The organism is Microlunatus soli (assembly GCF_900105385.1).
Classification (GTDB): domain Bacteria; phylum Actinomycetota; class Actinomycetes; order Propionibacteriales; family Propionibacteriaceae; genus Microlunatus; species Microlunatus soli.
The window spans coordinates 561,818-588,280 of sequence record NZ_LT629772.1; the positions used below are offsets into that span (position 1 = coordinate 561,818).

Below are 26,463 nucleotides of genomic sequence, written 5' to 3' on the forward strand. Positions count from 1 at the left end.
ACGACAGGACAGCCAAAGATCAACTCAAGGAATGCCCTGTACGGAGGTCTCTCAACGCGCCCGGATGACGGTCCCGTACGGGGCTGGTCGCTACTGCTCGGGAAGCAGTCCGGCCAGCGCCTTCCAGCGCGCGATCTCACAACCATTGGTCCGTGACAGCGAGGAGTCGACCTTGTCGCCGTGCCAGGTGCCCGTGATCGTCGCGGTCTGTGGACCGCCGAAGATCATCGTGCAGGCCTTGTCCTTGGGCACCGGCGGCAGTGCGGTGCTGCCGTTCTTCTCCAGCGCCTGGCAGGCCGCTTCGGGATCGGGGTGGCTGCCGCCCGGCGGGTTGCAGGTCAGCGTCCAGTCCGACGTCGTGCCCGCCCCGTCGTCGTAGCGGATCGTCAGCTCGTCGCGGTCCCCACCGCAGCCGGAGAGTCCGACGGCGAGTAGTCCGCCGGTCAGCAACAGCACCAGTCGGAACATGGTTCCACCTCTCCTCGCCCGGTCCGGGCGGTCGGGTCGTGTCACGTCTCCTGCACCACCGTTCCACCCAGCACAACCCACCGCGGTCGCGACAGCGTGCTGAGGTCGGTCCGCGGGTCCTCGTCGTAGACCACCAGGTCGGCGGGACTGCCCTCGGCCAACGCGTCCGGTCGACCCAGCCAGGAGCGGGCTCGCCAGGAGGCGGCGGCGAGGGCGTTCTCGTTGCCGAGGATCGCTGCCAGCTGGACGACCTCGTCGGCGATCCGGCCGTGCGGCTGGTAGCCGCCGGCATCGGTACCGGCGTAGATCGGGACCCCGGCCTCGTACGCACGGGTGAAGCGGTCGATCCTGGTGCGGTACAGCGACCGCATGTGCCGGGCATAACCGGGGAACTTGGCCTCCCCCGCGGCGGCGAAGGACTCGAAGTTCTCCAGCTGGATCAACGTCGGGACGAGCGCGACCTGGCGTTCGGCCATCATCGTGATCACCTCGTCGGTGATCCCGGTGCCGTGTTCGATGCCGTCGATGCCGGCGGCCACCAATTCGGCGGCGGCCTGCTCACCGAACACATGGGCCGTCACCTTGAGGCCGAGCCCGTGGGCGTGGTCGATGGCCGCTCGGACGGCATCGGTCGGCCACAGCGGGGCAAGATCGCCGACCTCGCGATCGATCCAGTCGCCGACGAGTTTGATCCAGCCGTCGGATCGCGGGACTTGCAGATCGATCGCGGCGATCAGGTCCTCGGCGGTGATCTCGTCGCCCTCGACCTCGTCGCCGTAGTTGCGGATATACCGCTTGGGCCGGGCGATGTGGTGGCCCGCCCGGATCAGCCTCGGCAGGTCCGGGCGGTCGTCCATCCACCGGGTGTCGGTCGGCGATCCGGGGCTGCGCAGCAGCAGCGCGCCGGCCGCGCGATCGGCCAGTGCGTGTTGTTCGGCGACCTCATCGGAGACCGGACCGTGCGCGTCCAGCCCGACGTGGCAGTGCGCGTCGACCAGGCCCGGCATGATCCAGCCGCCGGTCAGGTCGACGGCGTCGCGTACCGGTTCGGTGCGCAGCAGACCGTCGGCGATCCACAGCTCACGGCGTTCGCCGTCAGGCAGCACGATCCCGTCCAGATGCAGTCGTTGCGATCCGAGCGTGTGCGATCGCGTCATCCTCGGCCCACCATCACCTTGGACAGTCTGCCGTGCCGATGGTCCGTCGTCCCGACCGACGTGCCGCGGGAACGTGCCTAAGCGTGATAGATCAAGCTTCGGCACCGCGCGGGCGGGCTACTTGCCCTGGTCGAGCATCTTCTTGAGTTCGGGCGGCAGTTCGAAGTCCTTCAGGTTGGCCAGGTCCTGGTCCGATGCGGCGCCGAAGGCGGAGCCGTTGGCCGCCGGTGCCTGCGGCTGCTGCGGGGCGTTCCGCTTGGCCGGGTTGCCGGAGACCTTCTTGCCCTTGCCCTTCTTCTTCTGCTGCTTGGCCTTGCGGGCACCGCCGCCGGCCGGAGCACCGCCGCCCATCCCCGGCATCCCGGGCATGTTCGGCATCTTGCCGCCGGCGAAGGCGCTCATCATCTTGCGGGCGTCGAAGAACCGGTTCACCAGGTTGTTCACCGCCGACACCTCGACACCGGCGCCCTTGGCGATCCGGGCCCGGCGGGAACCGTTCAGGATCTTGGGGTCGTCGCGTTCGCCCGGTGTCATCGAGTGGATGATCGCCTCGATCCGATCGATCTCCCGCTCGTCGATGTTGGAGATCTGGTCCTTCATCTCCCCCATCCCCGGCAACATCCCGAAGATCTTGGACAGCGGACCCATCTTGCGGACGGCCTGCATCTGCTGCAGGAAGTCGTTCAGTCCGAAGTCGCCGCCGTCCTTGCTGGCCAGCTTCTCGGCGGCCTTGGCCGACTGCTCGGCGTCGAAGGTCTTCTCGGCCTGCTCGATCAGGGTGAGCATGTCGCCCATGCCGAGGATCCGGCTGGCCATCCGGTCGGGGTGGAAGACGTCGAAGTCGGTGACCTTCTCGCCGTTGGAGGCGAACATGATCGGCTTGCCGGTGACCCGGGCGATCGACAGCGCGGCACCGCCGCGGGCGTCGCCGTCCAGCTGGGTCAGCACCACGCCGTCGAAGCCGACGCCCTCGGCGAACGCGTTGGCCGTGTTCACCGCGTCCTGGCCGATCATCGCGTTGACGACGAAGAGCACTTCGTCGGGATTGACCGCGTCGCGAATGTTCGCGGCCTGTTGCATCAGCTCGGCGTCGATACCCAGCCGGCCGGCGGTGTCGACGATCACGACGTCGTAGAGCTTGCGCTGGGCTTCCTCGATCGACGAACGGGCGACCTGGACCGGATCGCCGACGCCGTTGCCGGGTTCCGGCGCATAGGTGTGCACGCCGGCGCGTTCGCCGACGATCTGCAGCTGATTGACGGCGTTCGGTCGCTGCAGGTCGGCGGCGACCAGCAGCGGGGAATGGCCGTCGGCCTTCAACCGATGCGCGAGCTTGCCGGCCAGGGTGGTCTTACCGGCACCCTGCAGACCGGCCAGCATGATCACCGTCGGCGGCCGCTTACTGAAGCGGAGCGTACGGGTCTCGCCGCCGAGGATGCCGATCAGTTCCTCGTTGACGATCTTGATGACCTGCTGGGCCGGATTCAGCGCGCCGGAGAGCTCGGCCCCCTTGGCCCGCTCCTTGACCGCGCCGATGAACTCACGGACCACCTGCAGGTTGACGTCGGCCTCGAGCAGCGCCACCCGGATCTCCCGGGCGGTGGCGTCGATATCGGCGTCGGACAGCCGTCCCTTGCCGCGCAGACTCTTGAACGTCGCCGCGAGCCGGTCTTGCAGGGTGTCGAACATCGATCCTCTTCAATCACTGTCTGCTGAGCTGGTGTGCGCCCGGATCCGATCCGCTGCCGGACCGTACCGTGACGAGTCACGCCGAGGCGGCATCACACCGTACGCGCACGTCGCTCCAGCCTACCGTCTGCGGCCGAATCGGCTGGCCACGCGATACTCACCGAGCCGACCCCGCCGACCACGGTCTCGTGTGAGCGGGAACACGCCGCAGTCGGGCATCATCGGATCGGCGTGTCCGGTTACCCCGGCTATGACACAGACTCCCAGCAAGGTCCTCTACACCGCCGCCGCCACCTCGACCGGTGGCCGCGAGGGCCGCGCAGTCAGCTCCGACGGCCAACTCGACATCGCCCTCACCCCACCGAAGGAGATGGGCGGCACCGGCACCGGCAGCAACCCTGAGCAACTCTTCGCCGCCGGCTACGCCGCGTGTTTCAACAGCGCGCTGGCCACCGTCGGGCGCCGCGAGAGGGTCGACACCTCCGGCGCGGAGGTCACCGCGCAGGTCGGCATCGGACCCTTCGAACGGGCCTACGTGTTGACGGTCGCGCTCACCGTGCGGATCCCCGGCGTCGACCTCGCCGAGGCCCAGCGGCTCGCCGAGCTGGCCCACCAGGTCTGCCCCTACTCCAACGCCACCCGCGGCAACATCGAGGTCACCGTCACCGCCATCGCCTGACCCGGCCCCGGGTCGCGCCAGGCCGGCCGTGTGGACAGTCCAAGGGCCATCTCGCACCACGTACTGGCCATCAACCCCCGCGCCCGACCACTCCAGGGGCGATAGTGCACCGCGTGCTGCCATCCGACCCTGGTGTGCGAGGGGCGCGGGGAACGCCGTTGACACCTTTCTTACGTTGCGTTAGAAAGTACGGAACCGATCCGGCACTCGACGAGGAGCCCGATGAGATCTGTTCAGCCGTCGACCGGCGGCACCCCGGCGTCGTTCGACCGGCGATCGCTGTTGAAGGGCGCTGCGCTCGGGGCAGCCCTCGCCGGCACCGGCGCAGTAGCCGGTTGCGGGGCCACCACGGTGTCCGGCAGCACGACCAAGGACGGCAAGGCGATCGTCCGGGTCTGGAGCTGGTACGGCGAGCAGCAGAAGCAACTCCCCCGACTCGTCCAGGATTTCCAGGACCGCCACCCGAACATCGTCGTGGAGAACCGGATCTTCGGCACCCCGGATCAGTATCTGCCGGCGTTGCAGGCCGCGGTCGCCGGCGGCGACGTGCCGGAGATCTTCGCACCGCACACCCGGGCCCTCACCTACGGTCAGGCCGGGATCTCCGCCGACCTGCGGTCCGAGCTCGGCGCCGACTTCCTCGGTGACTTCTTCGAGTCGGCCAACCAGGAATACACCCTGGACGGCAAGCAGTACGGCGTCGGCTGGATGGCGCAGACCTTCGGCATCTTCTACAACCCCCGGCTGCTCCGCCGGGCCGGCGTCGACGGCGAGTCGATCGAGACCTGGGACGATCTGATCGACGCGGCCGACAAGATCAACAAGACCGACACCTACGGCGTCGCGCTGTCCTGCAATCCGACCACCAGCAGCCTGGACTTCTTCCTGCCGCTGCTCACCCAGGTCAGTGACGACCCGACGTTCTATCTGAAGCTCGACCAACTGGAGGACGGGTTCAGCTACACCCACCCGACCGTGATCAAGGCGATCGCCCTGCTGAAGAAGATCGTCGACGCGAGGGTGTTCCAGCCGGGCACCACCGGGACCAGCGGCGATCAGGCGCCGCAGCTGTTCTACACCGGCAAGTCCGCGATGCTGTTCAACGGATCCTGGACCCCGCAGGGGCTGACCCAGAACGCCACCAAGGACTTCAACGAGTCCTACAAGGTGATGAAGACGCCCGCGATCGCGGCGGGTCGCAAACACTGGTGTGCCAACCAGGCCGGCGCCGGCTGGTCGGTGTCGGAGACCTCGCGGAACAAGGACGCCGCACTGGAGTTCCTCCGATTCCTCTACCAGACCGACCGCTATTCCGCGACCATGAACGAGTCCAACTCGATGCCGTCGACCAAGAGCGCCGCGACCAAGATCAACTCACCGGTGATGCGGCAGATGACGTCCTGGCTGCTGGAGGGTGAAGGCTGCCCGCACATCCCCTTCGGTCCGGGTTCGGTCGCAGCCGGAGACGCATTGGCGCCGATCTTCCAGGGCAAGGGGCGTCCTGCCGACATCGGGCAGCAGATGCAGGATGCCGTGCTCAACGCGAAGGGAGCATGATCATGACTGCGACAGCCGTCCGCCCGCCGCGCGCCACCGGAGAGCCGGGCCGATCCTCCGGCCCCCGGCCGGGCAATGCGGCCCGGATCAAGCGCTCCCAGTATCAGGCCGGCTACCTCTTCGTGCTGCCGACGCTGATCCTGTTCGCCGTCTTCGTCGGCTGGCCGATCGCCTACACGATCTACCTGAGCTTCACCAGCTGGGCCGGCTTCGGTTATCCCAAACCCGCCGGCATGCAGAACTACACCCGGATGTTCTCCGATCCGGTGGCGATGCGGGCACTGGGCGTGACGATCGCGTTCACCGTGATCACGACCGCGCTGCAGACGATCGTCGGGCTGATCATCGCCGTTGGAGTCAACGCGGTCTGGCGGACCGTCGGTGTCGTCGTCCGGACGATCCTGTTCATTCCCGGCATCGTGTCCTTCGTGGTCTCCGGCGTGCTCTGGAAGTTGATCTACGACCCCAACATCGGCACCCTCAACCGGACCTTGGAAGCGATCGGCCTCGGCGGTCTGCGCCAGACCTGGCTGGCCGACCCCGCCACGGTGCTGCCCTCGATCATCGTCGTCTCGCTGTGGGCCGGGACCGGGACCGCGATGCTGATCCTGTTCGCCGGCATCCAAGGCATCGACGCCGGGCTGTACGAGGCCGCCCAGGTCGACGGCGCCGGATCACTGCAGCAGTTCTTCCACGTCACGGTCCCGCAGCTGCGGATCGTGCTCGGGCTGGTGATCAGCCTCGGTCTGCTGAACGGGCTGAAGGTCTTCGACATCATCTACGTGATGACCGGCGGCGGACCCAACCACGCCAGCGAGGTACTCGGCACCTACCTGTACAGCCTTGCCTTCGGCTCCACCTCCGGATCGATCCCCCAGTTCGGCTACGCCAGCGCGTTCAGCATCGTGACGATGATCCTGTGCACGCTGGCGGTCCTGGTCCAGATGAAGATCACCAACAGGAGCGATCGATGACCGCCGTCGCCGCCCAGCGGATCAGCAGCACAAGCACCGCGCGACGCCGTCGCTTCCCGTTCGGTCGATCGTTCGCGACCTTCGTGCTGCTGCCGATCTGCGCGCTGATGGTGTTCCCGTTCGTCTGGCTGGTGTTGACCTCGCTGCGACCGCAGAACACGATCTTCAACGGACCGTTCTTCCCCACCCATCTGACCGCCGCCGGCTACGCCCGCGCCTGGGCGAACACCGGCTTCCCGTTGCACTTCTTCAACAGCCTGTGGATCACCACCGCCACCGTCGCAGGCGTGCTGATCTTCGCCTCGCTCAGTGGCTACGCCTTCGCCAAGCTCGACTTCCCGTTCAAGAACGTGTTGTACGTGCTGCTGCTGACAACGCTGATGATGCCGGCAACAGCGTTGATCATCCCCCTGTTCCTGGAGCTGAAGTCCTTCCATCTGCTGAACAACCAGGTCGGACTGCTGATCCTCTACATCAGCGGCTCGGCACCGTTCTCGATGTTCCTGATGCGCGCCTTCTTCTCCACGCTGCCCGACGAACTGGTCGAGGCGGCACGGGCCGACGGAGCGAGCGAGTTCACGATCTTCCGGCAGGTCATCCTGCCGTTGGCCAAACCGGGCATCGCCACCGTGGTGATCTTCCAGTTCCTGCAGACCTGGAACGAATTCCTGATCGCCAACACCGTCCTGCAGGACAGCGGCAAGCTGCCCCTGCAGCCGGTGCTGTTCAGCCTCACCGGACAGTACGCGACCGACTGGCCGGCCCTGACCGCCGGACTGACGATGTCGATCGTGCCGGTCGTCGTGGTCTACGTCCGGATGCAGAAGCAATTCGTCGCCGGCATGACGCTCGGCGCCGTCAAGAACTGAAGGAGCCCATGAGTATCACCTCCGTGATCATCAACGTCACCGACCTGGACAGATCGATCGACTTCTACACCCGCTTCCTGGCCGCAGAGCCGATCTCCCGCGATGACGACCACGCCGTCCTCGACCTGATCAGCGGGACACTGAGATTGCAGCGGATCGACAACCCAGCCGACCATGCCTGGGTGGCTGACGACCTCCATCGCGGTTTCCGCCATATCGGCTTCAAGGTCGACGACGTCGACCGCTGGGTGGCGCCGCTGAAAGAGGCCGGCGTCCGCTTCCACCTCGATCCTCTGGAAGCCACCGGTGACGTGCGGATCGCCTTCTTCTACGATCCGGACGGTACGCTCTGCGAGTTCGTCGCCCGGGACCTGCAGTACAGCACGATGATCGACGAGGACGGTGTCGCCGCCGAACGCGCGTTGGGCGTACCGGACCGACCGCGACTGGATCACGTCGCGCTGACCGTCGACGACCGGCAGCGGACCGCCGACTTCTATCATGATCATTTCGGCTTCGACCTGATCGGGATCATCGATCAGCCCCAGGATCCGCGCGGTTTCTCGATCGGCTATCTGAAGGCAGGACCGACAGTGTTGGAGATCTTCACCTACCGAGCGGACAAACAACCGGCCACACCACAGCTCGACGCACCCGGCTTCGTGGCCGCCGAGATCGGCGGCAGCTCCGGATCGCCAGCAGGCATGACCGAGCTCGGCAAGACCGGATACGGCGCCGTGATCACGCTCGACGCCGACGGCTTCCCGATCACGCTCGGAGCCGAACGATGAGCGCGGCGACATCCGGAGCCCCACGGGAGGATTCCCCGATGCTGAACGAATCCCCGGCACTGGGCTGGGCACCGCAACCCTGGCTGCGGCCGCTCGGTGCGACCGGCCTCACCGTCTCGGCGGTGACCCTCGGTGGCGGACCGTTGGGCAGCATGCCGCAACTGCTCGGCTATCAGGTCGCCGCCGGGGACGCCATCGAGCTCGTCCGGCAGGTTTTGGACAGCCCGATCCGGACGATCGACACCGCCAACGGCTACAGCGATGGCGAGAGCGAACGCCGGATCGGAGCCGCGGTCCGCGCCACCGGCGGACTGCCGGACGACTTCATGATCATCACCAAGGTCGACGCCAAGGACGGCGACTACTCCGGCGACCGGGTCCGCCGCAGTGTCGCCGAGAGCAAGCAGCGACTTGGTCTGGATCGGCTGCCGCTGGTGATGCTGCACGATCCGGAGTTCTTCGACTTCGACGAGATGGCGGCGCCCGGCGGAGCGGTCGAGACCCTGCAGCGGCTGCGCGAGGAGGACGAGATCGATCACGTCGGGCTCGCCGGCGGCGACACGGCAGTGATGCGACGCTATCTGGACCTCGGCGGTTTCGAGGTGCTGCTGGTGCACAATCGCTGGACATTGGTGGATCACAGCGCGGCCGAGTTGATCGATGCGGCCCGCGCGGCCGGGATCGCGGTGATCAATGCCGCCATCTACGGCGGTGGCCTGCTGGCCGCCCCTCATGCGGGCGGCACCCGCTACGGATACCGGGAGGCCACTGCGGCGACCCTGTCGGCCGTCGCAGAGATGGCGGCGGCCTGTGAGCGCTACGGCACCGATCTGGCGACCGCGGCGCTGCACGCGTCGATCCGGGACCCACGGATCAGTACGACGATCACCGGCTTCTCCAAACCCGAACGCCTGCGGGCGCTGCGCGCTGGTCTTGAGCACGCACTGCCCGACGGCCTCTTCACCGAGCTCGCCGCGCTGCTGCCGGACCGGGCGAACTGGCTGGACTCATGAACACCTCCGACGACACTCTGGCAGGGCCGCGGCTGCCCCGGGACTTCGTGATCGGCGCGGCGACCGCGTCGTATCAGGTCGAGGGCGCCACGACCGAGGACGGTCGTGGTCGGAGCATCTGGGACACCTTCGCCGGCACACCGGGCACCATCGCCGACGGCACGACCGGCGACGTCGCCGATGATCACTACCATCGCTACGCCGACGACGTGGCGTTGATGGCCGATCTCGGCCTGGACGCGTACCGTTTCTCCATCGCCTGGCCACGGATCCAGCCCGGCGGCACCGGCCGCGCGTTGTCGGCGGGCATCGACTTCTATCGTCGGCTGGCCGAATCCCTGCTGCAGAAGGGAATCACGCCGTGGGCCACGCTGTATCACTGGGACCTACCGCAGGCATTGGAGGATCGCGGCGGCTGGCTCGACCCGGACACCGCGAACCGGTTCGCCGACTACGCCGCTGCGGTCCAGGACGGTCTCGGCGATCTGATCACGCACTGGATCACCCTGAACGAACCGTGGTGCGCGGCCTTCCTGGGCTACGCCTCCGGCGTCCATGCGCCAGGCAAGCAGCTCGGCAGTGAGGCTGCCCACGCCGCCCATCACCTGCTGCGCGGTCACGGCCTGGCCAGTCAGGTACTTCGCCGCGACGCGGCCGCACGGGTGGGCGTGACGCTCAACCTGTATTCGGTGCGGCCGGCTTCGTCCGCGCCGGACGACGTCGACGCTGCCCGCCGGATCGACGGGCTGCAGAACCGCTTCTTCCTCGAACCGGTGTTGCGCGGCAGCTACCCCGAGGACGTGCTGACAGACCTCGGTGAGACGGCCTGGTTCGCCGAGCGCACCGGTGATCTCACATCCATCGCGGCACCGTTGGACTTCCTCGGGATCAACTACTACAGCCGGCACACCACCACGACCACGGACCGGCCGGCCCGGCCCAGCGCCTATCCCGGGTCGGAGCAGGTGACGATGGTCGCCACCGGAGCTGCCACCACCGAGATGGGTTGGGAGATCCATCCCGACGGGATGGTCGACGTGCTGCGGCAGGCCGCTGCCATGGCCCCCGAGCTGCCGCTGTACATCACCGAGAACGGCTCGGCCTGGCCGGACGCCCCCTCCGCCGACGGCGCCTTCGACGACGTGGAACGCCGCCGTTACCTCCACGATCATCTTGCCGCCTGCCGGCAGGCCATCGACGCCGGGATCGACCTCCGCGGCTACTTCATCTGGACCCTGACCGACAACTGGGAGTGGGCGTTCGGCCAGAGCAGGCGATTCGGGTTGATCCACGTCGACTACGACACCCAGCGGCGGACCGTCAAGCACAGTGGCGAGTGGCTGCGCTCGTTCCTGGCTACCCGGTGACGGTGACGATCATGATGCCGCCGGCCGTGATCATGAACCGCTCAGGGGCCGGGCGAGGTGTCAGGCGGAGGGGGCGGTGCCCGGTGCCCTGACGACTGCCAACGGACGCGACGTCTGATGCGGTGTCATCCGGCTGTGCAGCACCATCGATGCCGCACCGAGCGCGGCTGAATCCTGCCCGGCCTTGGACAGCGACACGGTCGTCGGGTGCACGGCCCGGGCGAAGGAGTGCCGGTCCAGTCGTTCGGTGACCACCCGGAGGTAGATGTCGGCGGCTGAGTTGAAACCCGGGCCGGCCAGGATGATCCGATCAAGATCGAGCAGATTGGTCACCGAGACCAGCGCCATCGCCACGTAGAACGCGGACTGCTCGATCAGCTCGACGCAGTCGGCGTCGCCTGCCGCAGCTGCCTCGGTGATCGTGGCGAAGTCGCGACGGAGGTTGCTCCGGCTGCCGGACAGGCCCAATCGGTCGTCGGTCGTCGGCTCCTGCCGCGCCAGATCCACGATCCGCAGCGGTGCGGCCAACGCCTCCAGACAGCCGTTGTTGCCACACCAGCAGGGCGGCCCGTGGACGTCCAGCACCAGATGGCCGATTTCGCCGACATTGGACGATGCCCCGCGGTAGGCGTCGCCGTCGATCACCAGCCCGAGCCCGAATCCGGTCGCCAGGTACAGCGTCGCGAAATCCTCCGACGCCGGTGACCGACCGGTCCAGTATTCGCCGATCGCCGCGCAGGTCGAGTCGTTGTCGATCACCACGGGCAGTCCGGTCGCCGCACCGAGGGCGTCCTCGACGGCGAACATCTCCCATTCCGTCGCCTGCGGGTTGGACCGCAGAACGTCGTGGCTCTCGTCCTGTCGACCGGCCAGTGCGATTCCGATGCCGACCAGCGTGGTGCGGTCCACGCCGGAGCGGACCAGGAAGTCCTGCAACTCCTGGGCGACCCGTTTGGTGACCGTGGCCGGGCTCGTCGTCGCGATCCCGGCACTGTGCTGGCGGCCGACCACCGCGCCGCCGAGATCGGTGATCATGTAGGTGATCCCGGCGTCGTCCAGCGAGATGCCCACCGCGTGCCGGGCGCCGGCGTTGAGCTGGATCAGGGTCCGCCGTTTGCCACCGGTGAAGTCGCCGACACCGCTTTCGATCACCAATCCTTCGACGAGCAGTTGTTTGACGATCCTGGAGATCGAGGCCTCGGTCAGCCCGGAACGTGCCGCGAGCTCGATCCTGCTGACCTCGCCCGACGTCCGGATCAGGTCGAGGATGGCGCTGTGCGTCTCCAGCGCCGTCGCACCTCTGAGTGCCTTCATCGTCACCTCCCGCCCGTCGTCATGCTCCGCAGCGATCAGCCGACGAGCTCGGTGATCAGCGGCCGGACGACCTCCGGCTGAAGATCATGCCGGGTGAGACCGAGTTGCCGTCCGTCGATCCAGGTCGGACGATACCGGTTGGTCGATGATTGCCGTGTTGCCTCGGGCCCGCCGAGCCTCGGCTGCACGGACGGATCCGGGATCGAGACCAGGAAGTAGGTCGCATCGCGTCCGCCGTCGTTGATCGTCGCGAGCCGACGAACGATGGTGCCGACCAATGAGGTTTCCTCGGCGAGTTCGCGCACCGCTGCGTGCTCGCAGCTCTCGCCGTCCTCGACCCCGCCGCCGGGAAGGACGCTGTAATGCCTGCCGTCCCGGAATCGCTGGATCACCAGCAGCCGTCGGCCGTCCAGGACGACCGCAACCGCACGTTGGTTCACCATGTCCCCATCATCCCACCGACCGGGTGCGGGGTCGCCGATGATCATCCCGGAGGGCGATGCGGGCCGCCGGCGGACTGACCAGGATGATGACGTGACACGTCCCGGTCCGCGCTCGCGGTGGTTGCTGCTGCCGATGATCTTGGTGGTGATCGCGGTCGCCGGGTGCGGCGCCGGATCCGGTGACCGGGAGGCCCGGCGTCGGTTGGACGCGGTCGCCGACGGGATCTCCCGCGAGGCGACGCAGCATTGGCGGTCCGACACCGATCCGTCCTGGTTGGCCGTTTGGGCCGCGAACGACAGTGCATCAGGTTCCGACGATGAGGCCACGGTGTCGGTCCGACCGTTGTCCTGGCGGCGGGTGGGCGGCCGAGGAGAGCTCGATGCCAGGATCGAGGTCCGGGTGCCGCCGCACGCGGCCGTCACCTTCGGCGACCGAAGCCGCCCGGCCGGGCACGCCGTCCGCTGCGTGCGGATCGACACCGACGAGTCGGTCCGGTCGATCAGCTGCCGCGGGCAGACACCGCCTGGTTTGCCGACCCCACCGACGGTCCCCGACCTCGACGCCCAGACCGACATGATCAAGTCCGCTCTCCGGCAGCCGACCATCGACGCGGCCCGTGATCACGCCCGGCGGCACGCCGGTCCGTTCACGGTGCGAGCCGACATCGTCGACGGCTCCTGGGTTCTGGTGCTCACCAGGAGCCGGAACTACGCCTGCCTGGCCGGAGTCCGCTCCCCCGACGGTAGCGTCTCGATGGTCGTCCCGGAGCGCCGGGTGATGCGACCCGGTGAGGGCGGTTGCGACCCGTACGCGATCCTGCATCCGCCCGACACCCACTGAACACCGCACCGGGCATGATCGGTCGGGGGATGATCGGTGCCAGCGCGCTGCCAGGACGGTGCCAGCGCGGTTCCTTATGCTGAGCCCATGAACGGTGTCGAGTTGCTGCTGGTCGTGATCGCCGCGATCGCCGTCTCCGCGATCTCCCAGCGCAAGGGTCTGCAGGCGCCGTTGATCTTGGTGCTGCTCGGGCTGGCGGTGTCCTTCATCCCCGGACTGCCACGGCTGGAGATCGAGCCGGAGTTGATCTTGAGCCTGGTGCTGCCGCCGCTGCTCTACTCCACCGCACTGGAATTCTCCTTCGTCAACTTCGTCCGCAACCTCTGGCCGATCATCGGTCTCGGGGTCATCCTGGTGATCGTCACCGCGCTGGCTGCCGGGTTCACCGCCTATTGGTTGGTTCCGTCGGTCACCGTCGGCGCCGGACTGGTGCTCGGCTCGGTGGTCGCACCGTCCGACGCGGTCACCGCGGAGGCGATCGGTCGACGACTCGGCCTGCCCAAACGGGTGATGACGATCCTCACCGGCGAGAGTCTGATCAACGACGCGGCGGCGTTGACGATGTTCACCATCACCACGGTGGCTGTCACCGGCGCCCCCGAGTTCATCTCCTCCCCGGTGCTGTTCTTCGGCTACGGCGTGGTCGTCGGTGTCGTGGTCGGTGCCGTGCTGGCCAATGTCGTTCGGCTCATCCAGCGTCGGCTCAAGGACCCGGGCCTGGAGACGGTGCTCGGTCTGGTGGTGCCGTTCGCGGCCTATCTGGCCGCCGAGGAACTCCATGCCTCCGGGGTGATCGCGGTGGTCACCGCCGGTTTCGTGATCGGGCACAACTCCGGCAAGGCCGGCTATGCCGCGCGGATCCAGGAACGTCAGGTCTGGCACAGCCTCGACGTCCTGCTGGAGGCGTTCGTCTTCGCCTACATGGGCATGCAGATGCGGTTCGTCTTCGCCGAGGTGATCGAGGCCGGGTACTCGCTGCCCGCAGTGCTGGTGGCTGCGTTCATCGTCCTGCTGGTCGTGATGGCCGTCCGGCCGGCGTACGTCTTGATCAATCACGCTCGACTCGTCGGACTGCGCGCGTTCTACCGCCGGCAGCGTGATCGCCATCCCGAACGGTTCGACGCCGTCCGGCAGCGCCGCTACGAACGTCGTGCCCAGCAGTTGAAGCGACGCGAGGAAGAACGACGCCGGCGCGGACTTCCCGATCGTGGCCATCACGGACCGGATCCGTCCGCCGTGCGCCGCGAGGGCCCGCTGCTGCCACTCAAACACGACCTGGTGATCTCCTGGACCGGGATGCGTGGCGTCGTCACCCTGGCCGCCGCAGCCGGTATCCCGATGGTGGTGGCCAACGGACAGCCCTTCCCCGGCCGGCCGGTGATCCAGGCGATCGCCTTCGTGGTGGCCGTCGGGACGCTGTTGATCCAGGGCTTCAGCCTGCCGCCACTGATCCGCAAGCTGAATCTCGGCTCGGAGGACGACGAGCGGTTCGAGGCCGAGCAACGGCGGCGCGCCAACGAAGTGACCCAGAACGCTGCCGCCAAGGTGATGACGAACGCGATCGACCGGGTCGGCGACCGGGTCGACCCGGCGGCGTTGAAGATCTTCACCGCCCAGATGCAGCGCTTCCAGCAGAATCGTCAGGAGTTGCAACAGCACGCCGAGGAATCAGAGCGGCCGGAGACCGAGGACGGTCGAGCTGCCCTCGGTGAGGTGTTCGGTGAGCTCCGGATGGAGATGCTGGACGCCCAACGGCGGGCACTGACCGCCGAACGGGACGCCTGGCGGCTGGATGACGACACCTACCGGGAGATGTTGGAGCAGCTCGACTACGACGCAGCCGCGACCAGTGCCCGGCTGTCCAGCCGGCTCTGATCCCGGTCGCCCCGACCCGCAACTCGCCGCCGCCCGGCGCTCGCCGGAACCGCAGACGATAGCGTGACGTCCCAATCCCGTCGGGTCTGCGCAACACGGGCGCGCCCGGCCACGTTTCGGAGCAGTGACCCGCCGACAGGCGGAGAAGGAGTGGGCAACTCGTGAAGGTGATGTGGCGGCGAGAACATCTCGACACCGCCCGGATGCCGCCGATCTGCGCGGTCACCGGGCAACCTGCCGAAGGCACCGCCCGCGTGTGGTTCGGCAAACGATGGGCGATGTTCATGCCGAGCTTCGTGCGATTGGTGATCGATCTCACCAATCGCCCGGTGGTGATCAACGTCCCGGTGTCGGGTCCGGTCCAGCGTTCGTTCACCCGGCACAGCAAGCTGTCACTGCTCACCTTGCTCGGGATCGTGCTGGCCTTCGCTTCGGCGCTCGCGTTGCGCGGCACCTTCGGCAGCCTGTTGTTCTTCGTGTTCCTGATCGCCTCGCTGGGCTGGATGATCTTCATCCGGTCCAAGCTCAACATCGTCGGCAGCGACATCGAGAACGGCTGGCTGGTGATGGAGCGGGCGGCGACTCCCTTCGGCGAAGCGATGGCGGCCAGCAATCCCGCTGGGATGGTCCAACTCCTCGAGAGCGGGCAGCCGCAACAGGGTGCGGCCGTCCAGCCCTCCAGTCCGCCGCAGCACCAGGCCGGCCCGCAGCAGCAGCCGTACGGGGCAGCAGGTCCGAACGGGGCACCGCCGGCATACGGACAACCGCAACAGCAGTACGGCCAACCACAGCAGCCCTACGGTCAACTGCCACAGCAGCCGTACGGTCAACCGCAACAGCAGTACGGTCAACCGCACCAGCAATACGGGCAACCGCCCCAGCAGTACGGGCAACCGCACCAGCAGTACGAGCAACCGCACGAGCAGTACGGGAATCCCCAACAGCAGTACGGGAATCACCAACAGCAGTACGGGAATCACCAGCAGTAGCCGTAGCCCGGGCAGCATCGGCGCCCGGATCAGTCACCGCGGATCTTGGCGAACGATGCACGGAGTTCGGCGGCGTACAGGTCGGGGACCTCGAGGGCGGCGAAGTGTCCGCCGACCGCCGGAGTGCCCCAGTAGCGGAGATCGGTGAATCGACGCTCGGCCCATCGCCACGACGGCCGCGGCAACTCCGCCGGGAACACCGAGGCACCGGTCGGCACCGCGATCGTGTCGGTGGTGCCGGCGGTGAACCAGCCGCTCACCTCGGCGATGCTCTCCCAGTACAGCCGGGCGCTCGACGCTCCGGTCCCGGTCAGCCAATACAACGTGATCGTGTCCAACAGCCGGTCGTCGGTGACACCGGGACCGGCCGGATCGACCCAGTCGTGATACTTCTCCGCGATCCAGGCGGCCAACGCGATCGGCGAATCCAGCAACGCATAGCCGATGGTCTGCGGTTTGGTCCCGTGCAGTTCGCCGTAGGCCGATCCGGTCCGGGACCGCTCCGCCAGGTCGTCCAGCGCCCGCTGCTCCTCCGCGGTCGATCGGATCGAGGTGTCCGGGCCGACCAGCGGCGGGATCAGATGGATGCCGATCAGGCGATCCGGCGACCGGGCCGCCAGCATGGTGCTGATGCTGGTCCCCCAGTCGCTGCCCGCGGCACCGAACCGCCGGTAGCCGAGCCGTCCCATCAACTCCGCCCAGGCGTCGGCGATCCGGTGCACGTCCCAGCCGGCCGCGGTCGGACGATCGCTGAACCCGTAGCCGGGCAGCGACGGACACACCAGGTGGAATGCGTCGGTCGCCGCTCCGCCGTGCGCGGTCGGATCGGTCAACGGCCCGACCACGTCGAGGAACTCCAGGAACGATCCGGGCCAACCGTGGGTCAGGATCAGCGGCGTCGCGTCGCGATGCCTGGAGCGGACGTGCAGGTAGTGGATGCCGAGACCGTCGATCTCGGTCCGATACTGCGGGCGACCGATCAGCTCGGCCTCCAGCCGACGCCAGTCATAGCCGGTCGACCAGCGCTCGGCCAGCGCTCGCATCCGAGGCAGCGGGACGCCTTGGATCCACCCCGGCGCGGTCGCCGGTTCCGGCCACCGGGTGTCGGCGATCCGTCGCCTGAGGTCGAGCAAGGCATCATCGGCGACCTCAACGGTGAACGACTCGATCATGATCACGATCATGCTCCGGACCTCGGACACTCGAGGTCGTCGACAGCTGCGGTGCGCCGGGAGTGGCTGCCGCGTCGGACACCGGCCGATCCGGCCGGCCACGCAGCTTGCGATACCAGACCGTCCAGCAGATCAGCAGTGCGGTGCTGCCGAGTTGCAGCGCGACCGAGACGGCGGCCATCACGTCCAGCGGCAGCAGGTAGACCAGGACGATCCGGAGCACGGATTCCGCCAGCGCGACACAGCCCCAGACCGCCGTCATCACCATCATCGCGTGCCGGAAGTCCGGCCGGCCATCCCATAGCTGATCAAGTCGTCCGACCGCCTCGGGCCGGTCGCTGTTCATCGTCCGCACCAGGGCGAAGATCGCCGGTCGGCGGATCGCCCAGGAGACGAGCAGGATCAGCCCGAGTGCACCGGAGACCACCGATTCGCGGGCCATCAGGAAGCGTGGGTCACCGGTGATCAAGGTCAGCAGGCCGCCGATCAGCACACCGGCACCGACCAGGCAGCCGACCAGGTTCAGCCGGTGTCGACGGATCGCCACGTAGCCGACCCGGCCGATGCTGTAGACGGCGGCCGCCAACAGGGCGTACGCCGGTGCGATGTCGACGGCCCGCAGCAGGAAGTAGATCACCGCCGGCACCGCGATGTCGGGGAGCAGTTTCATGATCAATTGACGTCGGTCCATGACGGACTCCGATCTGTGCTGTGGTGGGGAGCGGAAACAATCAGTTGTGGATGTGCGTCGACCGTCACCCGGCCGGGTGTGTCGCTCGTTGTCGGCACCGCGATCTCGGTCCGTTCGTCGTCGCGGCGCCAGGCGACCAGGACCGGATGGTCGGGCCGGTCGATCTCGATCACGTACAGTCCGTCGTCGCCGTGCTCGAGGCGTCGCGCGCCGGTCGCGCCGTTGAAGGCTTCGGCGACCTGGGCGTAGGTCCGTGCCGTCCGTCGCGGCGATCGGATCCAGCCGCCCGGTCCGGCGTCGGGGCGGGAATCGTCATAGAGGGCGAAGGCGGAGAACATCAAAGCCCGCAACGTGTACGGACTTTCCTGCGTTCGCTCCGGGGCCAGCTGGAAGGGCGCGACGACGCCGACGCCGGCCGTTGCCAACAGTGCGGTCCTGATGATCATGTCGTTGCCGACGGACAGATCTCGCCGCTGGGCCAGATCAGGATCGCCGTCCCGCAAGAACATCCGGAGCGTCGCGGGCAGATGGTCGATCTCCTGATAGAGCTTGATCATCTCCGGGTGGTCGGCCTCCGGACCGAGTCCGACGGGTTGTGCCTGTCGGTCCCCGAATGCCTGTCGGTAGCCGGCCAGCACACCCCGCAGCGCTGGCAGGTTCTGCCGATAGGCGGTCGGCATCGGACCGGCGTACTCGCCGGCGAGGATCGGCCGTTGGGCGCCGGCCTCGGCCATCATCGACCGGGCCGAGGCGACCAGGTCGTCGATCAGGTAGGGGTCGCCGTACGGGTGGATGTCGAAGGCGTCGTACAGCCCGGCCCCGGTGACGGTGATCTGCCGCATCCCGTCGAGCATCCGTCGATCGCTTCCGGGTGCGTCGGCGAGCATGGCCGCCGGCACGGCAGCTCCCAGCACAACGGTTGCGGTCGGCGCTTCGGCGCGGACCGCGGCGGAGAAGATCGCCAGCTGTTCGAGGTAGTCCTGCGGGCTGCCCGCCCACATCAGTGGTACGCACGGTTCGATCTCGCACTGCCAGAACTGCACCCGGCCCGCGGATCGACGCACCATCCGGCGGATGAACGCCCGATAGGCCGCACGGTCGGTGGCCGGCGACGGCGGCAGGAACGGCGTCGCCACCCGACTGCCGAACGGCGAGCTGCCCGCGACGGTGATCCATGCCCGGTCGCCGTCCCGGAGTTGATCGACGAACGCGTCCAACGCGGTCCAGTCGTAGCGGCCGGGCTCGGGTTCCAGCTGCGCCCAGTAGAGGAAGATGCGCACCAGCCGGGCGCCGAGTCCGCGGGCCGGCGCGACACATTCGTCCGGCTCGCCGAACAGCCCGTAGGTCCCTCCTCGACAGATGCCGACACACATCGGTTCGGCGAACCGCGTCGGTGATTCGACTGCTGTCTCGGGCATGATTTCCTCAGCTAAAGTACGGCTCTCAACCCATTGGGGTACCTTCAGTACCTAATTAGAGTACCTAGATGTGGCTGGGACAAGGGCCGCGGGCGAATCCATGACAGCTGTCATGGAGTGGATGCCGCGCCGGAAAGGATCAGAGGATGCAGCGACCAGCACCGAAACCCGACACATCGCGGTCGACACCGCGACGCGCCGGATCAGCCCCTCGCCGGCGCGGTGCGGAGCTGGAGTTCGCACTGCTCGAGGCCGCCGTGGCCGAGTTGACCGAGCACGGTTACGACGGCTTCAGCATGGACGGCGTCGCCGGCCGCGCCGGGACCAACAAGAACACCCTCTACCGCCGTTGGCCGAGTCGGACCGCACTCGGCGTCGCGGCCTTCATGGCGATGGTCGGACGCCCGGCGGACCCTCCCGACACCGGCGATCTCCGGACCGACGTGCTGACCCTGCTGCGTCAGGTCGCCGATCGGATCGGCGACCCGGCGACCGGTCGGATCCTGGCAGCGCTGCTGGCCGAGGCTCGTCGACAGCCCGACCTGATGGCCGATCTCCGCGGCCAACTCAGCGCCGACCCGGAGGTGATGCTCGGCATCCTCGCGGCAGCGGTCGCCCGCGGGCAGGCCCGCCCGGAATCCTTGCACCGTCGGATCTATCGGCTACCGATCACCCTGCTGCAGGCCGAATACCTGACCGCCGGCCAGGGCCCGATCCCGGATGAAACCTTGATCGAGATCGTCGATCTGATCTTCCTGCCGCTGGTGACGACCGGCTCCTCTCCGGTATCCGATCAGGAGTGACTCGTCCGTCGTACGAGTTCGTCGGACCCGGCCGCTATCGCGGGGCTCGGTGCAATTGATACGACAATCGGATCGCGAAGTCGGCCGCCGCAGCTCTCGAAGATCGCGGATCTCAAGTTCCGACGTGCACTCCGCAGAAATCGGCGATGATCATGCGGTGTCTGAACCTCAGCATCCGTGCCCCTGTTGTGGGCACCGGACCCTGATGACCGCCGGCCGCTACGACCTGTGCGCGGTCTGTTTCTGGGAGGACGATCCCAACCAATTGGAACGACCGCTGTCTGAAGACGGCGCCAACGGGAAGTCGCTCGTCGACAGCCAACGCTGCTACCAGCGGATCGGCGCAATGGACGAGATCTTCATTCGCAAGGTGCGTAGAGCTCGTACCAACGAGAGGCTCGATGATCGATGGCGCCCGCTCGAGCCCCAGCGGGATCTTGATGGCGCCGGTGCCCAGACAGCCGGATCGAGGGCGGAGTACGCCTCGCTGTACTGGTGGCGCTGACGTGATCAACCGGCGGGAATCACCACGTGGCGAACCACCGAACATCGACCACGAGATCATGACCTGCTTGCTGTGGGCGATTGTGATCGGCGGCGTGATCGCGACTGCGCTGGTCACCGGGTTCCAGGTGATGTTTCCGTGCGCGGATTTCACCGACAGCCAGAGCGGCGACGGGGGCAACCCTGGCTGGCGCCTTTTCCCGCCGGGGCCGGAGTGCAGGACGACAGTGGCACTGGTCGACGGCACGACCGGCACCCATATCGACTCTCCGTCCTGGTTCCGAGTCGTGGCACTCATCTGTTGGCTCGGGTGGATCGCGACCATCGTGTGGGCGCGGCGCCGCGCGAATGGCGCTCGGACCGACCGGCCTGTCGCGTAGCCCTGAGATTTCGCTGTGCTTCGGCCGGATCATCTTCTTCGCCGTCATCGTCAGCTCGAGTGCCGCGGCGGCCCGCCGTCGTCGCGAACAGAGTCGGGCGCAAGTGCGGATGGTGATCGCCCCGCTCTTGATCCTCGCTGCCTGTGTCGCGCTGACAGCATCCGATCTGGCGCTCAAACTACGTTTCGGTCTGAGCCTCCCGGCCTTCAACAGCCTGGTCGACGTTGCCGGCCAACCCAACGCCGAGACCGACACCCATGGGTTCCCGGCCCGATGCCCTGCCCGCATCGGCCTCTACAGCATCACTACGTGTGACACGGTGCCCACCGGATACGTCTTCTACGACAACCTCGGTTCGGGAATCGCCGACAACGCCGGCTTCGCCTACCTCCCGTCCGGCGTCCCGGAGAACGCTGACACCAGCAGCTTCGAGTCACCTCGGTTCACCCACATCCGCGGTTCCTGGTACAGCTTCACTACCAGCTGGTGATGGCTCACCGACTCCGCCGGATGATCATGATCAGCCCGCCGGTGACCGCGATCACGCCGAGTGTGCCGACCATGATCGCGACGGTGCGGGCGAGCAGACCGGCGGAGGAGTTCTCGGCTGCAGCGGGCTGCGGCGATGCTGCTTGCCCGGACGGCGCGACCGGTGACGCCGACGGCACGGGTGTGGGTGTGCCGGGTGTGGGCGTCCCGTTCGGGGAGGTCGGTGTCCGATGGACCGAGCCGATCGGCTTGCCCCGGACCGTGCCGTCGACCGCAACCCCCAACGCGTACGGCACCTGGTAGCTCTTCCCGTCGTCGGCGGCGAGCGAGACCGCGAGGTAGTAGCGGCCGGCCTCACTCGCGGCGGCGATGCGTTCCTCGTTGGAGGTCCGGCCGCGGTAGACCACCGGGGCGCTGACGCTGTCGATCTCGGTGCCGTCGGCTTCAAGGGTGCTGGACGGACTGGACTGCTCCAGCAATTCCGCCGGTGCGCGGGAGGGCGAGAACAGGCGCAGATTCAGCTCCGGCCCACCGTCGTCCATCTCGTCGGCGAGCCGTCCGGTCAACTCCGGGATCCGCAGCCGACTGTCCAGATGCTGCCCCCAACCGACCGGGATCGAGAACAGTTGCAGCTCGCCGGGGACGATGCTGCCCCGGTAACTGCCGGCCGACAGGCCGGTTGCTTCGGCGAACGAGCTGCCGCCCGCGATCTTGACCGGGTGGTCGAGGCCGATCTGCTGGTGAGCGACCCGCGGCAGGGCGTCCGGCAGCTCCGAATCGTTGCCCGCCGGGGCCTCCTCGGTGACCCTGATCTCAACCGGTACGGTCGCGGCCAGGCCGTCGCCGCTGTGGTTGACGCCGCGCGAGATCTCGACGGTGAAGTAGTCGGCGCCCCGACATTCCTCGTTCCATCCCAGGGGCCCCGGTGCGGCAAAGGCGACACTGACGATCGGTCCGGAGCCGCCGTTCAGTGCCTGCCCGTCGGAGCCGCACCGTTCGCCACCGCTGGAGAGTTCGACGGTCAGTCCGTCGTAGTCGTCGGTCTTGTTGATCAAGGCCGCCGAGATGTGGAAGGTCGAGCCGGGGATGCTGCGCCGTACGGTGTAGAACAGCTCTCCGCGTTCCTGATCAACACCGCCGAGCCGGTCGACCCAGTCGCCGACCGCCAGCGGTGTCGCCTGTGGCGCCGAGGTTCCGCCGACGATCGGCCGGCCGGACGGTTTGTAGGGACGCGCCGACCGGGTCGCGACCGTGTCCAGCGCCCGGGTCAGATCGGAGGCGTCGTCGGCGTCGTAGTAGTGCCCGTGCGCAGCCCGCGCGACGCACCGCAACGTGTTCCGCGCCTTGCCGGAGACGCCCAACCCGACCACCTCGATCCGAAGCTTGAATCCTTTCTGGGCAAGGGATCCGGCGACCTTGCACGGATCCGGTGCGCAGGTCGACTCACCGTCGGAGACCAGCACGATCGTCCGTTGGCCGTCGGTGCCGAGATCCTTGCCCGCCTGCGCCAACGCATATCCGGTCGGGGTCTCACCGTAGGGCCTGTAACGGCCGACGGCAGTACGCAGTTCGGAACGGTTGTCCGTGTCGAGGTCGACCACCCGCTGGCTGTCGGTGCAGGCGCCCTTGTCCGCCTTGTCGAAGACCTTCGCGCCGTAGACCCGCAAGCCGACCTGCTGGGTCCCGGGCAGGCCGGAGATCACTGTGTTCAGCGCGCTCCGAGCGGCGCTGATCTTGCTCGAACCGCCGGGCAGCGACTCCTTCATCGACCCGGACGAGTCCATCACCAACATCAACTTGTTGATGCCGTCGGCCCGGGTCGGCGGCGTGCCGGACAGCAGCGGCAACAGCAACACCGCGCCGATCACCGCACCGACCAGGACGCGACATGGACGGCGACTCATCGCAGACCGTCCAGGGACAGCAGACCGCCGGCGGTCAGGATCGCGGGGATCACCCCGAGCACGACAGCGATCAGCAACGGGCCTCCCGCCAGCCCGAGCAGATCCGGCCAACGCGGCCGGTCGAGCCGTCGGAAGTAGCCGACCGCCAGGATGCCGAATCCGACCGCTGCCAGACCGAAGAAGACGACGTAACCGACGTCGATCAGTCGCAGCTCCGACCCGCCGGGCATCAGCCCGAGCACCATCGCCAGGCCCTCGACCAGATTGCCGGCCTCGTACAGCCCGAGGGTGCCGAAGGCAGCCCACAGGGCCGGCGACAGCAGAGCCGGCGGGACCATCGACCGTCGGCTGATCGACAGCAGCGCGAGAGCGGCACCGATCAGCTTGAGCCCGACGACCAGCCAGTCCATCACCCGGAGTCCGACCGTGCCCGGGGCACGACCGAGCGCGAAGTGATCGGTGATCTCGAAGACCACGTTCACCGTCGCGAATCCCACGCACCACACCGCGGTCAGGGCAGCCGTGGCGACCACGAACCGGCCGGGGCGCGGCGGATCGTTCGACCGCCAGGTCGCACAGCGGGCAGGCTGATCATCTGCAGGGGTTCCGATCACCCATCGAGTTTCCGCGGGCCGGCCCGCCGAGGCCTTGACCTGCAGTGTCCGATCCTTGACCTTCGGTGGCAAATGGGTTGTGCCGGTGTGGTTGGCTGGGCACAGACCGCATGACGCACCGAGCGGACCGCCACCTCGCCGCAGAAGACAGCATGATCAACACCATCTTCGACAGCCGCCGCCTGCCGGCGGATCAACGACTCCCCCGTTTCGACCACCTGCAGCGGCGCAGCCCGCATGCGATGGGCGTGAGCAGCGCCGAACCGGAGCAGTTCACCGCTCTGGCACGTTCGGTCGAGCTGCCTCAGGCCGATCTGGTCGACCTGTCCATCTCCACCGCGCAGATCCGGCGCAGCCCGCGCCTGGTCCGCACCTCGGATCCCGGTGTCCATGCGGCGCTGCTGTTGCTACGCGGCCGGATCGGCATTCGCCAACTCGACCGGGAGGCGATCCTGCACCCGGGCGATCTGACCTTCTACACCAGTTCGGCTCCGTTCCAGATCCAGCTCGGTGGGATCGGCACGGACGCCGGCCCGGTCCGGCTGGTCCGTGTCCAGGTCCCGCAGGAACGCGTGCAGCTCGGCCGGCCCGCCACGTCGGAGCGATTCGCCGAGGCGGTACCGACCGCGCACGGGATGCCCGCGTTGTTCGCCGACTTCCTCAAGCGGCTCGCCGACGACCGTGAGGAGTTCGGAGCGGCCGACCTCGTCCGGCTGGACACCGTGGCCGCCGACCTGTTCGCCGCCACCCTGCAGTCCGATCCGACACCGGCCGACGATGATCAACAGGCCCTGCTGACCATGATCAACGATCACGTTCGACGGCATCTGTCCGACCCGGCGCTGTCCCCTCGCTCGATCGCCGCGGCGCACAACATCTCCCTCAGCGTCCTGCATCGGTTGTTCCGGGTGCGCGGGATCACGGTCGCGGCCTGGATCCGTCGGTTGCGGCTGGAGACGGCCCGCCGGTTGCTGACCGATCCGGCATCCGCCGGTGTGCCGGTGCGTCGGATCGGAGCCCGGGTCGGGTACGTCGACCACAGCACCTTCACCCGGGCGTTCACCGCGGCGTACGGGATGTCGCCGTCGGCGCATCGCCGGATCAGCTCCGAACCGGACCGCGCACCCGTTCCAGCCCCCGAGCGGCGGGCCTGCTGAGCGCAGCCGGTCCGATGAGGGCGTGTCCCGCAGCCTCGCGGCGCAGCGAGCGGTGTCCAGTGCGTGCGCTGACGACAGCGGCGGAGGGAATAACGGTGGGTCCCGTTTCGACTGACGACAACGTCGTCAGCGTGTGTGCCGGGCGCCGCGCAGTAGCCGACAGGTCGCCAGACACGCCTAGTGGGCTGGAAGCCCACTAGGGGTTGGAAGCCCACTAGTACCAGCCGACGCCGTCCAGGGTCAGTTCGTCCCGACTGATCCGGAGCAGATAGCCGCGCGCGGCGCCGGTGAATGCGGTCGCGCGTCGCTGTTCGGTGATCATCGGACCGAGCTCCGCGACGTCCTCGGCGACCAACACCCGCAGCACCGTACGGGCGGCGGCGATCTTGTCGGTCCCGTCACCGCGCTGTTCGGAGTTGTAGATCATCAGACTGTGCGGTCTGGGGTCATCGGTGGTGAAGTAGAAGGTCAGGTCGACCGACGGTTTCGAGCACCGCATCGAACGCGAAGGCGTCGCGTTCGCCGGGTCGAGCTCGCAGGCGTAGCCGAGCTCGATCACGTAGGACCGGATCACCTCGTACGAACTGGCGAACGGGCGTTCGTCGAGCAGTGGCACGTCGACCTGCCCGGCCATCGGGTCGCCGTCGGCATACCGGGTGCCCGCGATCGAGAGCAGCTCGATCGAGTCCACGTAGTCGACGGTGATCCAACCCCAGTCGGCGCGGTACCCATCGGCTTCACCGGTCCGGACTGCGTCCTCGATCGCCGACCTGATCAACGCCAGGTCTGCTCCACCGAGCAGGTCGTCGCCACCGAGTGCGTCGACGACCGGCATCGTCGCGGCAGCGTTCGAACCGGTCAGGTCGACGCTCCATCGGAAGGCGTCGACCCGTTGCTCCCTTCCGATCACCCAGTCCAGCTCACTGCCCGGATGTTCCTGGAGTCCGGAGTAGCAGCCGCTGATCGACGGCGAGACCTGCAGGCCGACACAGGTCAGGTCGAGGGCTTCGAGTCGGCGGACCAACCGGCCGGTGGGTTTCGGTGCGGTTCGTACCGGAGGGCGCGGCGGCGCCGAGGTCGCCGGCGCCGACGGCACCGGCTGTGAGGTCTCCTCGACGTGGGTGAGCTGCCGAACCACGACCACGACGGCAACGATCAGCGACAACACCACCAGCACGACGATCAGCCGGGCCAGCCGGTTGGATCCGGCTCCCGCACCCCGCTGATCATCCACTCCAGGTGGTGCCACCATCGATCAACGGTAGCCGTCGCGGGGATCATCCGACCCTGCCTCCGGCGCCGGCG

The 26,463-nt window shown here is 67.8% G+C and carries 26 protein-coding genes; 15 read left to right on the top strand and 11 right to left on the bottom strand.

Annotated elements, in window-relative coordinates:
- Nucleotides 1-90: 90 nt before the first annotated feature.
- The 3 genes from BLU38_RS02650 to ffh all read right to left on the bottom strand — a co-directional run bounded on the left by BLU38_RS02650 (nucleotide 91) and on the right by ffh (nucleotide 3,314).
- Complete coding sequence (locus BLU38_RS02650) at nucleotides 91-468, bottom strand: SSI family serine proteinase inhibitor (protein WP_091519438.1); 378 nt, start codon at nucleotides 466-468, stop codon at nucleotides 91-93.
- A gap of 41 nt (nucleotides 469-509) precedes the next feature.
- Entirely contained in the window at nucleotides 510-1,625 is a 1,116-nt protein-coding gene (locus tag BLU38_RS02655) for an amidohydrolase family protein (protein WP_091519441.1), read from the bottom strand.
- A gap of 117 nt (nucleotides 1,626-1,742) precedes the next feature.
- Entirely contained in the window at nucleotides 1,743-3,314 is a 1,572-nt protein-coding gene (ffh, locus tag BLU38_RS02660; protein ID WP_091519443.1) for a signal recognition particle protein, read from the bottom strand.
- 250 nt (nucleotides 3,315-3,564) lie between these two features.
- Here ffh and BLU38_RS02665 point away from each other — a divergent pair, with 250 nt between their 5' ends.
- The 7 genes from BLU38_RS02665 (at nucleotide 3,565) to BLU38_RS02695 (ending at nucleotide 10,564) form a co-directional block, all read left to right on the top strand.
- Nucleotides 3,565-3,993: an organic hydroperoxide resistance protein gene (locus BLU38_RS02665; protein WP_091519451.1), complete on the top strand. Its 429-nt coding sequence runs from the start codon at nucleotides 3,565-3,567 to the stop codon at nucleotides 3,991-3,993.
- Between the two features lie 222 nt (nucleotides 3,994-4,215).
- Entirely contained in the window at nucleotides 4,216-5,550 is a 1,335-nt protein-coding gene (locus tag BLU38_RS02670; RefSeq protein ID WP_091519455.1) for an ABC transporter substrate-binding protein, read from the top strand.
- A gap of 2 nt (nucleotides 5,551-5,552) precedes the next feature.
- Nucleotides 5,553-6,524 (top strand): carbohydrate ABC transporter permease, encoded by a 972-nt coding sequence (locus BLU38_RS02675; protein ID WP_157683177.1) that lies wholly within the window; start codon nucleotides 5,553-5,555, stop codon nucleotides 6,522-6,524.
- Complete coding sequence (locus BLU38_RS02680) at nucleotides 6,521-7,393, top strand: carbohydrate ABC transporter permease (RefSeq protein WP_091519459.1); 873 nt, start codon at nucleotides 6,521-6,523, stop codon at nucleotides 7,391-7,393. The genes BLU38_RS02675 and BLU38_RS02680 overlap by 4 nt, the downstream gene beginning before the upstream one ends.
- Before the next feature lie 8 nt (nucleotides 7,394-7,401).
- Complete coding sequence (locus tag BLU38_RS02685; protein WP_091519463.1) at nucleotides 7,402-8,184, top strand: VOC family protein; 783 nt, start codon at nucleotides 7,402-7,404, stop codon at nucleotides 8,182-8,184.
- A 38-nt stretch (nucleotides 8,185-8,222) separates the two neighbouring features.
- The gene (locus BLU38_RS02690) at nucleotides 8,223-9,197 is read left to right on the top strand and encodes an aldo/keto reductase (RefSeq protein WP_091531735.1); all 975 of its coding nucleotides are present in this window, start codon (nucleotides 8,223-8,225) and stop codon (nucleotides 9,195-9,197) included.
- Nucleotides 9,194-10,564 carry a GH1 family beta-glucosidase gene (locus BLU38_RS02695; RefSeq protein ID WP_091519466.1) on the top strand — a complete coding sequence of 457 codons (1,371 nt, stop codon included), beginning with the start codon at nucleotides 9,194-9,196 and terminating at the stop codon, nucleotides 10,562-10,564. The genes BLU38_RS02690 and BLU38_RS02695 overlap by 4 nt, the downstream gene beginning before the upstream one ends.
- A gap of 60 nt (nucleotides 10,565-10,624) precedes the next feature.
- On the opposite strand, the gene BLU38_RS02700 is transcribed toward BLU38_RS02695, so the two are convergent.
- Nucleotides 10,625-11,878, bottom strand: coding sequence for an ROK family transcriptional regulator (locus BLU38_RS02700; protein WP_091519469.1), 1,254 nt, complete (start codon nucleotides 11,876-11,878; stop codon nucleotides 10,625-10,627).
- Between the two features lie 35 nt (nucleotides 11,879-11,913).
- Nucleotides 11,914-12,321 (bottom strand): NUDIX domain-containing protein, encoded by a 408-nt coding sequence (locus tag BLU38_RS30720; RefSeq protein WP_157683178.1) that lies wholly within the window; start codon nucleotides 12,319-12,321, stop codon nucleotides 11,914-11,916.
- A 91-nt stretch (nucleotides 12,322-12,412) separates the two neighbouring features.
- On the opposite strand from BLU38_RS30720, the gene BLU38_RS30725 reads away from it, so the two are divergent.
- From BLU38_RS30725 to BLU38_RS30730, 3 genes are all read left to right on the top strand, one after another.
- The gene (locus BLU38_RS30725) at nucleotides 12,413-13,162 is read left to right on the top strand and encodes a hypothetical protein (RefSeq protein ID WP_157683179.1); all 750 of its coding nucleotides are present in this window, start codon (nucleotides 12,413-12,415) and stop codon (nucleotides 13,160-13,162) included.
- Between the two features lie 87 nt (nucleotides 13,163-13,249).
- A complete protein-coding gene (locus BLU38_RS02715) occupies nucleotides 13,250-15,037 on the top strand; it encodes a cation:proton antiporter (protein WP_091519477.1) in 1,788 nt (595 codons plus the stop codon).
- A gap of 161 nt (nucleotides 15,038-15,198) precedes the next feature.
- The gene (locus BLU38_RS30730; protein ID WP_157683180.1) at nucleotides 15,199-16,026 is read left to right on the top strand and encodes a hypothetical protein; all 828 of its coding nucleotides are present in this window, start codon (nucleotides 15,199-15,201) and stop codon (nucleotides 16,024-16,026) included.
- 29 nt (nucleotides 16,027-16,055) lie between these two features.
- Here the strand turns inward: BLU38_RS30730 and BLU38_RS02725 are convergent, their stop codons facing one another.
- Genes BLU38_RS02725 through BLU38_RS02735 form a run of 3 tightly spaced genes read right to left on the bottom strand, consistent with a single transcriptional unit; the run spans nucleotide 16,056 to nucleotide 19,307 of the window.
- Complete coding sequence (locus BLU38_RS02725; RefSeq protein ID WP_091531739.1) at nucleotides 16,056-17,198, bottom strand: epoxide hydrolase family protein; 1,143 nt, start codon at nucleotides 17,196-17,198, stop codon at nucleotides 16,056-16,058.
- Entirely contained in the window at nucleotides 17,176-17,889 is a 714-nt protein-coding gene (locus tag BLU38_RS02730; RefSeq protein WP_091519479.1) for a VC0807 family protein, read from the bottom strand. The genes BLU38_RS02725 and BLU38_RS02730 overlap by 23 nt, the downstream gene beginning before the upstream one ends.
- Entirely contained in the window at nucleotides 17,871-19,307 is a 1,437-nt protein-coding gene (locus BLU38_RS02735; protein WP_091519480.1) for an alpha-amylase family protein, read from the bottom strand. Before BLU38_RS02735 ends, BLU38_RS02730 begins: the two co-directional genes overlap by 19 nt.
- A gap of 146 nt (nucleotides 19,308-19,453) precedes the next feature.
- On the opposite strand from BLU38_RS02735, the gene BLU38_RS02740 reads away from it, so the two are divergent.
- The 4 genes from BLU38_RS02740 to BLU38_RS02755 all read left to right on the top strand — a co-directional run bounded on the left by BLU38_RS02740 (nucleotide 19,454) and on the right by BLU38_RS02755 (nucleotide 21,484).
- Entirely contained in the window at nucleotides 19,454-20,110 is a 657-nt protein-coding gene (locus BLU38_RS02740; RefSeq protein ID WP_091519483.1) for a TetR/AcrR family transcriptional regulator, read from the top strand.
- Between the two features lie 157 nt (nucleotides 20,111-20,267).
- On the top strand, nucleotides 20,268-20,615 hold the full coding sequence (locus tag BLU38_RS02745; protein WP_269458154.1) for a CPCC family cysteine-rich protein: 348 nt from the start codon (nucleotides 20,268-20,270) through the stop codon (nucleotides 20,613-20,615).
- A 1-nt stretch (nucleotide 20,616) separates the two neighbouring features.
- The gene (locus BLU38_RS02750) at nucleotides 20,617-20,994 is read left to right on the top strand and encodes a hypothetical protein (RefSeq protein WP_091519490.1); all 378 of its coding nucleotides are present in this window, start codon (nucleotides 20,617-20,619) and stop codon (nucleotides 20,992-20,994) included.
- Nucleotides 20,963-21,484 (top strand): hypothetical protein, encoded by a 522-nt coding sequence (locus BLU38_RS02755; protein WP_091519494.1) that lies wholly within the window; start codon nucleotides 20,963-20,965, stop codon nucleotides 21,482-21,484. The genes BLU38_RS02750 and BLU38_RS02755 overlap by 32 nt, the downstream gene beginning before the upstream one ends.
- Nucleotides 21,485-21,488: 4 nt before the next feature.
- Here BLU38_RS02755 and BLU38_RS02760 read toward each other — a convergent pair whose 3' ends face one another.
- Both BLU38_RS02760 and BLU38_RS02765 read right to left on the bottom strand, forming a co-directional pair.
- Nucleotides 21,489-23,387, bottom strand: a complete 1,899-nt coding sequence (locus BLU38_RS02760) for a vWA domain-containing protein (RefSeq protein ID WP_091519497.1) — start codon at nucleotides 23,385-23,387, stop codon at nucleotides 21,489-21,491.
- Complete coding sequence (locus BLU38_RS02765; RefSeq protein ID WP_157683181.1) at nucleotides 23,384-24,001, bottom strand: hypothetical protein; 618 nt, start codon at nucleotides 23,999-24,001, stop codon at nucleotides 23,384-23,386. The genes BLU38_RS02760 and BLU38_RS02765 overlap by 4 nt, the downstream gene beginning before the upstream one ends.
- Before the next feature lie 152 nt (nucleotides 24,002-24,153).
- On the opposite strand from BLU38_RS02765, the gene BLU38_RS02770 reads away from it, so the two are divergent.
- Nucleotides 24,154-25,158 (top strand): AraC family transcriptional regulator, encoded by a 1,005-nt coding sequence (locus tag BLU38_RS02770; protein ID WP_172836054.1) that lies wholly within the window; start codon nucleotides 24,154-24,156, stop codon nucleotides 25,156-25,158.
- Between the two features lie 214 nt (nucleotides 25,159-25,372).
- Here BLU38_RS02770 and BLU38_RS02775 read toward each other — a convergent pair whose 3' ends face one another.
- Complete coding sequence (locus tag BLU38_RS02775; RefSeq protein ID WP_157683182.1) at nucleotides 25,373-26,410, bottom strand: hypothetical protein; 1,038 nt, start codon at nucleotides 26,408-26,410, stop codon at nucleotides 25,373-25,375.
- Nucleotides 26,411-26,463: the final 53 nt, after the last annotated feature.

Bases quoted from the DNA above. Each gene is read 5' to 3' on its own strand.
- BLU38_RS02730 (WP_091519479.1), bottom strand. From the start codon at position 17,889: ATGGACCGACGTCAATTGATCATGAAACTGCTCCCCGACATCGCGGTG.
- BLU38_RS02770 (WP_172836054.1), top strand. From the start codon at position 24,154: ATGATCAACACCATCTTCGACAGCCGCCGCCTGCCGGCGGATCAACGA.
- BLU38_RS02695 (WP_091519466.1), top strand. From the start codon at position 9,194: ATGAACACCTCCGACGACACTCTGGCAGGGCCGCGGCTGCCCCGGGAC.
- BLU38_RS02650 (WP_091519438.1), bottom strand. From the start codon at position 468: ATGTTCCGACTGGTGCTGTTGCTGACCGGCGGACTACTCGCCGTCGGA.
- BLU38_RS02670 (WP_091519455.1), top strand. From the start codon at position 4,216: ATGAGATCTGTTCAGCCGTCGACCGGCGGCACCCCGGCGTCGTTCGAC.
- BLU38_RS02775 (WP_157683182.1), bottom strand. From the start codon at position 26,410: ATGGTGGCACCACCTGGAGTGGATGATCAGCGGGGTGCGGGAGCCGGA.
- ffh (WP_091519443.1), bottom strand. From the start codon at position 3,314: ATGTTCGACACCCTGCAAGACCGGCTCGCGGCGACGTTCAAGAGTCTG.
- BLU38_RS02655 (WP_091519441.1), bottom strand. From the start codon at position 1,625: ATGACGCGATCGCACACGCTCGGATCGCAACGACTGCATCTGGACGGG.
- BLU38_RS02665 (WP_091519451.1), top strand. From the start codon at position 3,565: ATGACACAGACTCCCAGCAAGGTCCTCTACACCGCCGCCGCCACCTCG.
- BLU38_RS02735 (WP_091519480.1), bottom strand. From the start codon at position 19,307: ATGCCCGAGACAGCAGTCGAATCACCGACGCGGTTCGCCGAACCGATG.
- BLU38_RS02690 (WP_091531735.1), top strand. From the start codon at position 8,223: ATGCTGAACGAATCCCCGGCACTGGGCTGGGCACCGCAACCCTGGCTG.
- BLU38_RS02725 (WP_091531739.1), bottom strand. From the start codon at position 17,198: ATGATCGAGTCGTTCACCGTTGAGGTCGCCGATGATGCCTTGCTCGAC.
- BLU38_RS02740 (WP_091519483.1), top strand. From the start codon at position 19,454: ATGCAGCGACCAGCACCGAAACCCGACACATCGCGGTCGACACCGCGA.
- BLU38_RS02680 (WP_091519459.1), top strand. From the start codon at position 6,521: ATGACCGCCGTCGCCGCCCAGCGGATCAGCAGCACAAGCACCGCGCGA.
- BLU38_RS02685 (WP_091519463.1), top strand. From the start codon at position 7,402: ATGAGTATCACCTCCGTGATCATCAACGTCACCGACCTGGACAGATCG.
- BLU38_RS02675 (WP_157683177.1), top strand. From the start codon at position 5,553: ATGACTGCGACAGCCGTCCGCCCGCCGCGCGCCACCGGAGAGCCGGGC.
- BLU38_RS30720 (WP_157683178.1), bottom strand. From the start codon at position 12,321: ATGGTGAACCAACGTGCGGTTGCGGTCGTCCTGGACGGCCGACGGCTG.
- BLU38_RS02755 (WP_091519494.1), top strand. From the start codon at position 20,963: ATGGCGCTCGGACCGACCGGCCTGTCGCGTAGCCCTGAGATTTCGCTG.
- BLU38_RS02715 (WP_091519477.1), top strand. From the start codon at position 13,250: ATGAACGGTGTCGAGTTGCTGCTGGTCGTGATCGCCGCGATCGCCGTC.
- BLU38_RS02700 (WP_091519469.1), bottom strand. From the start codon at position 11,878: ATGAAGGCACTCAGAGGTGCGACGGCGCTGGAGACGCACAGCGCCATC.
- BLU38_RS02760 (WP_091519497.1), bottom strand. From the start codon at position 23,387: ATGAGTCGCCGTCCATGTCGCGTCCTGGTCGGTGCGGTGATCGGCGCG.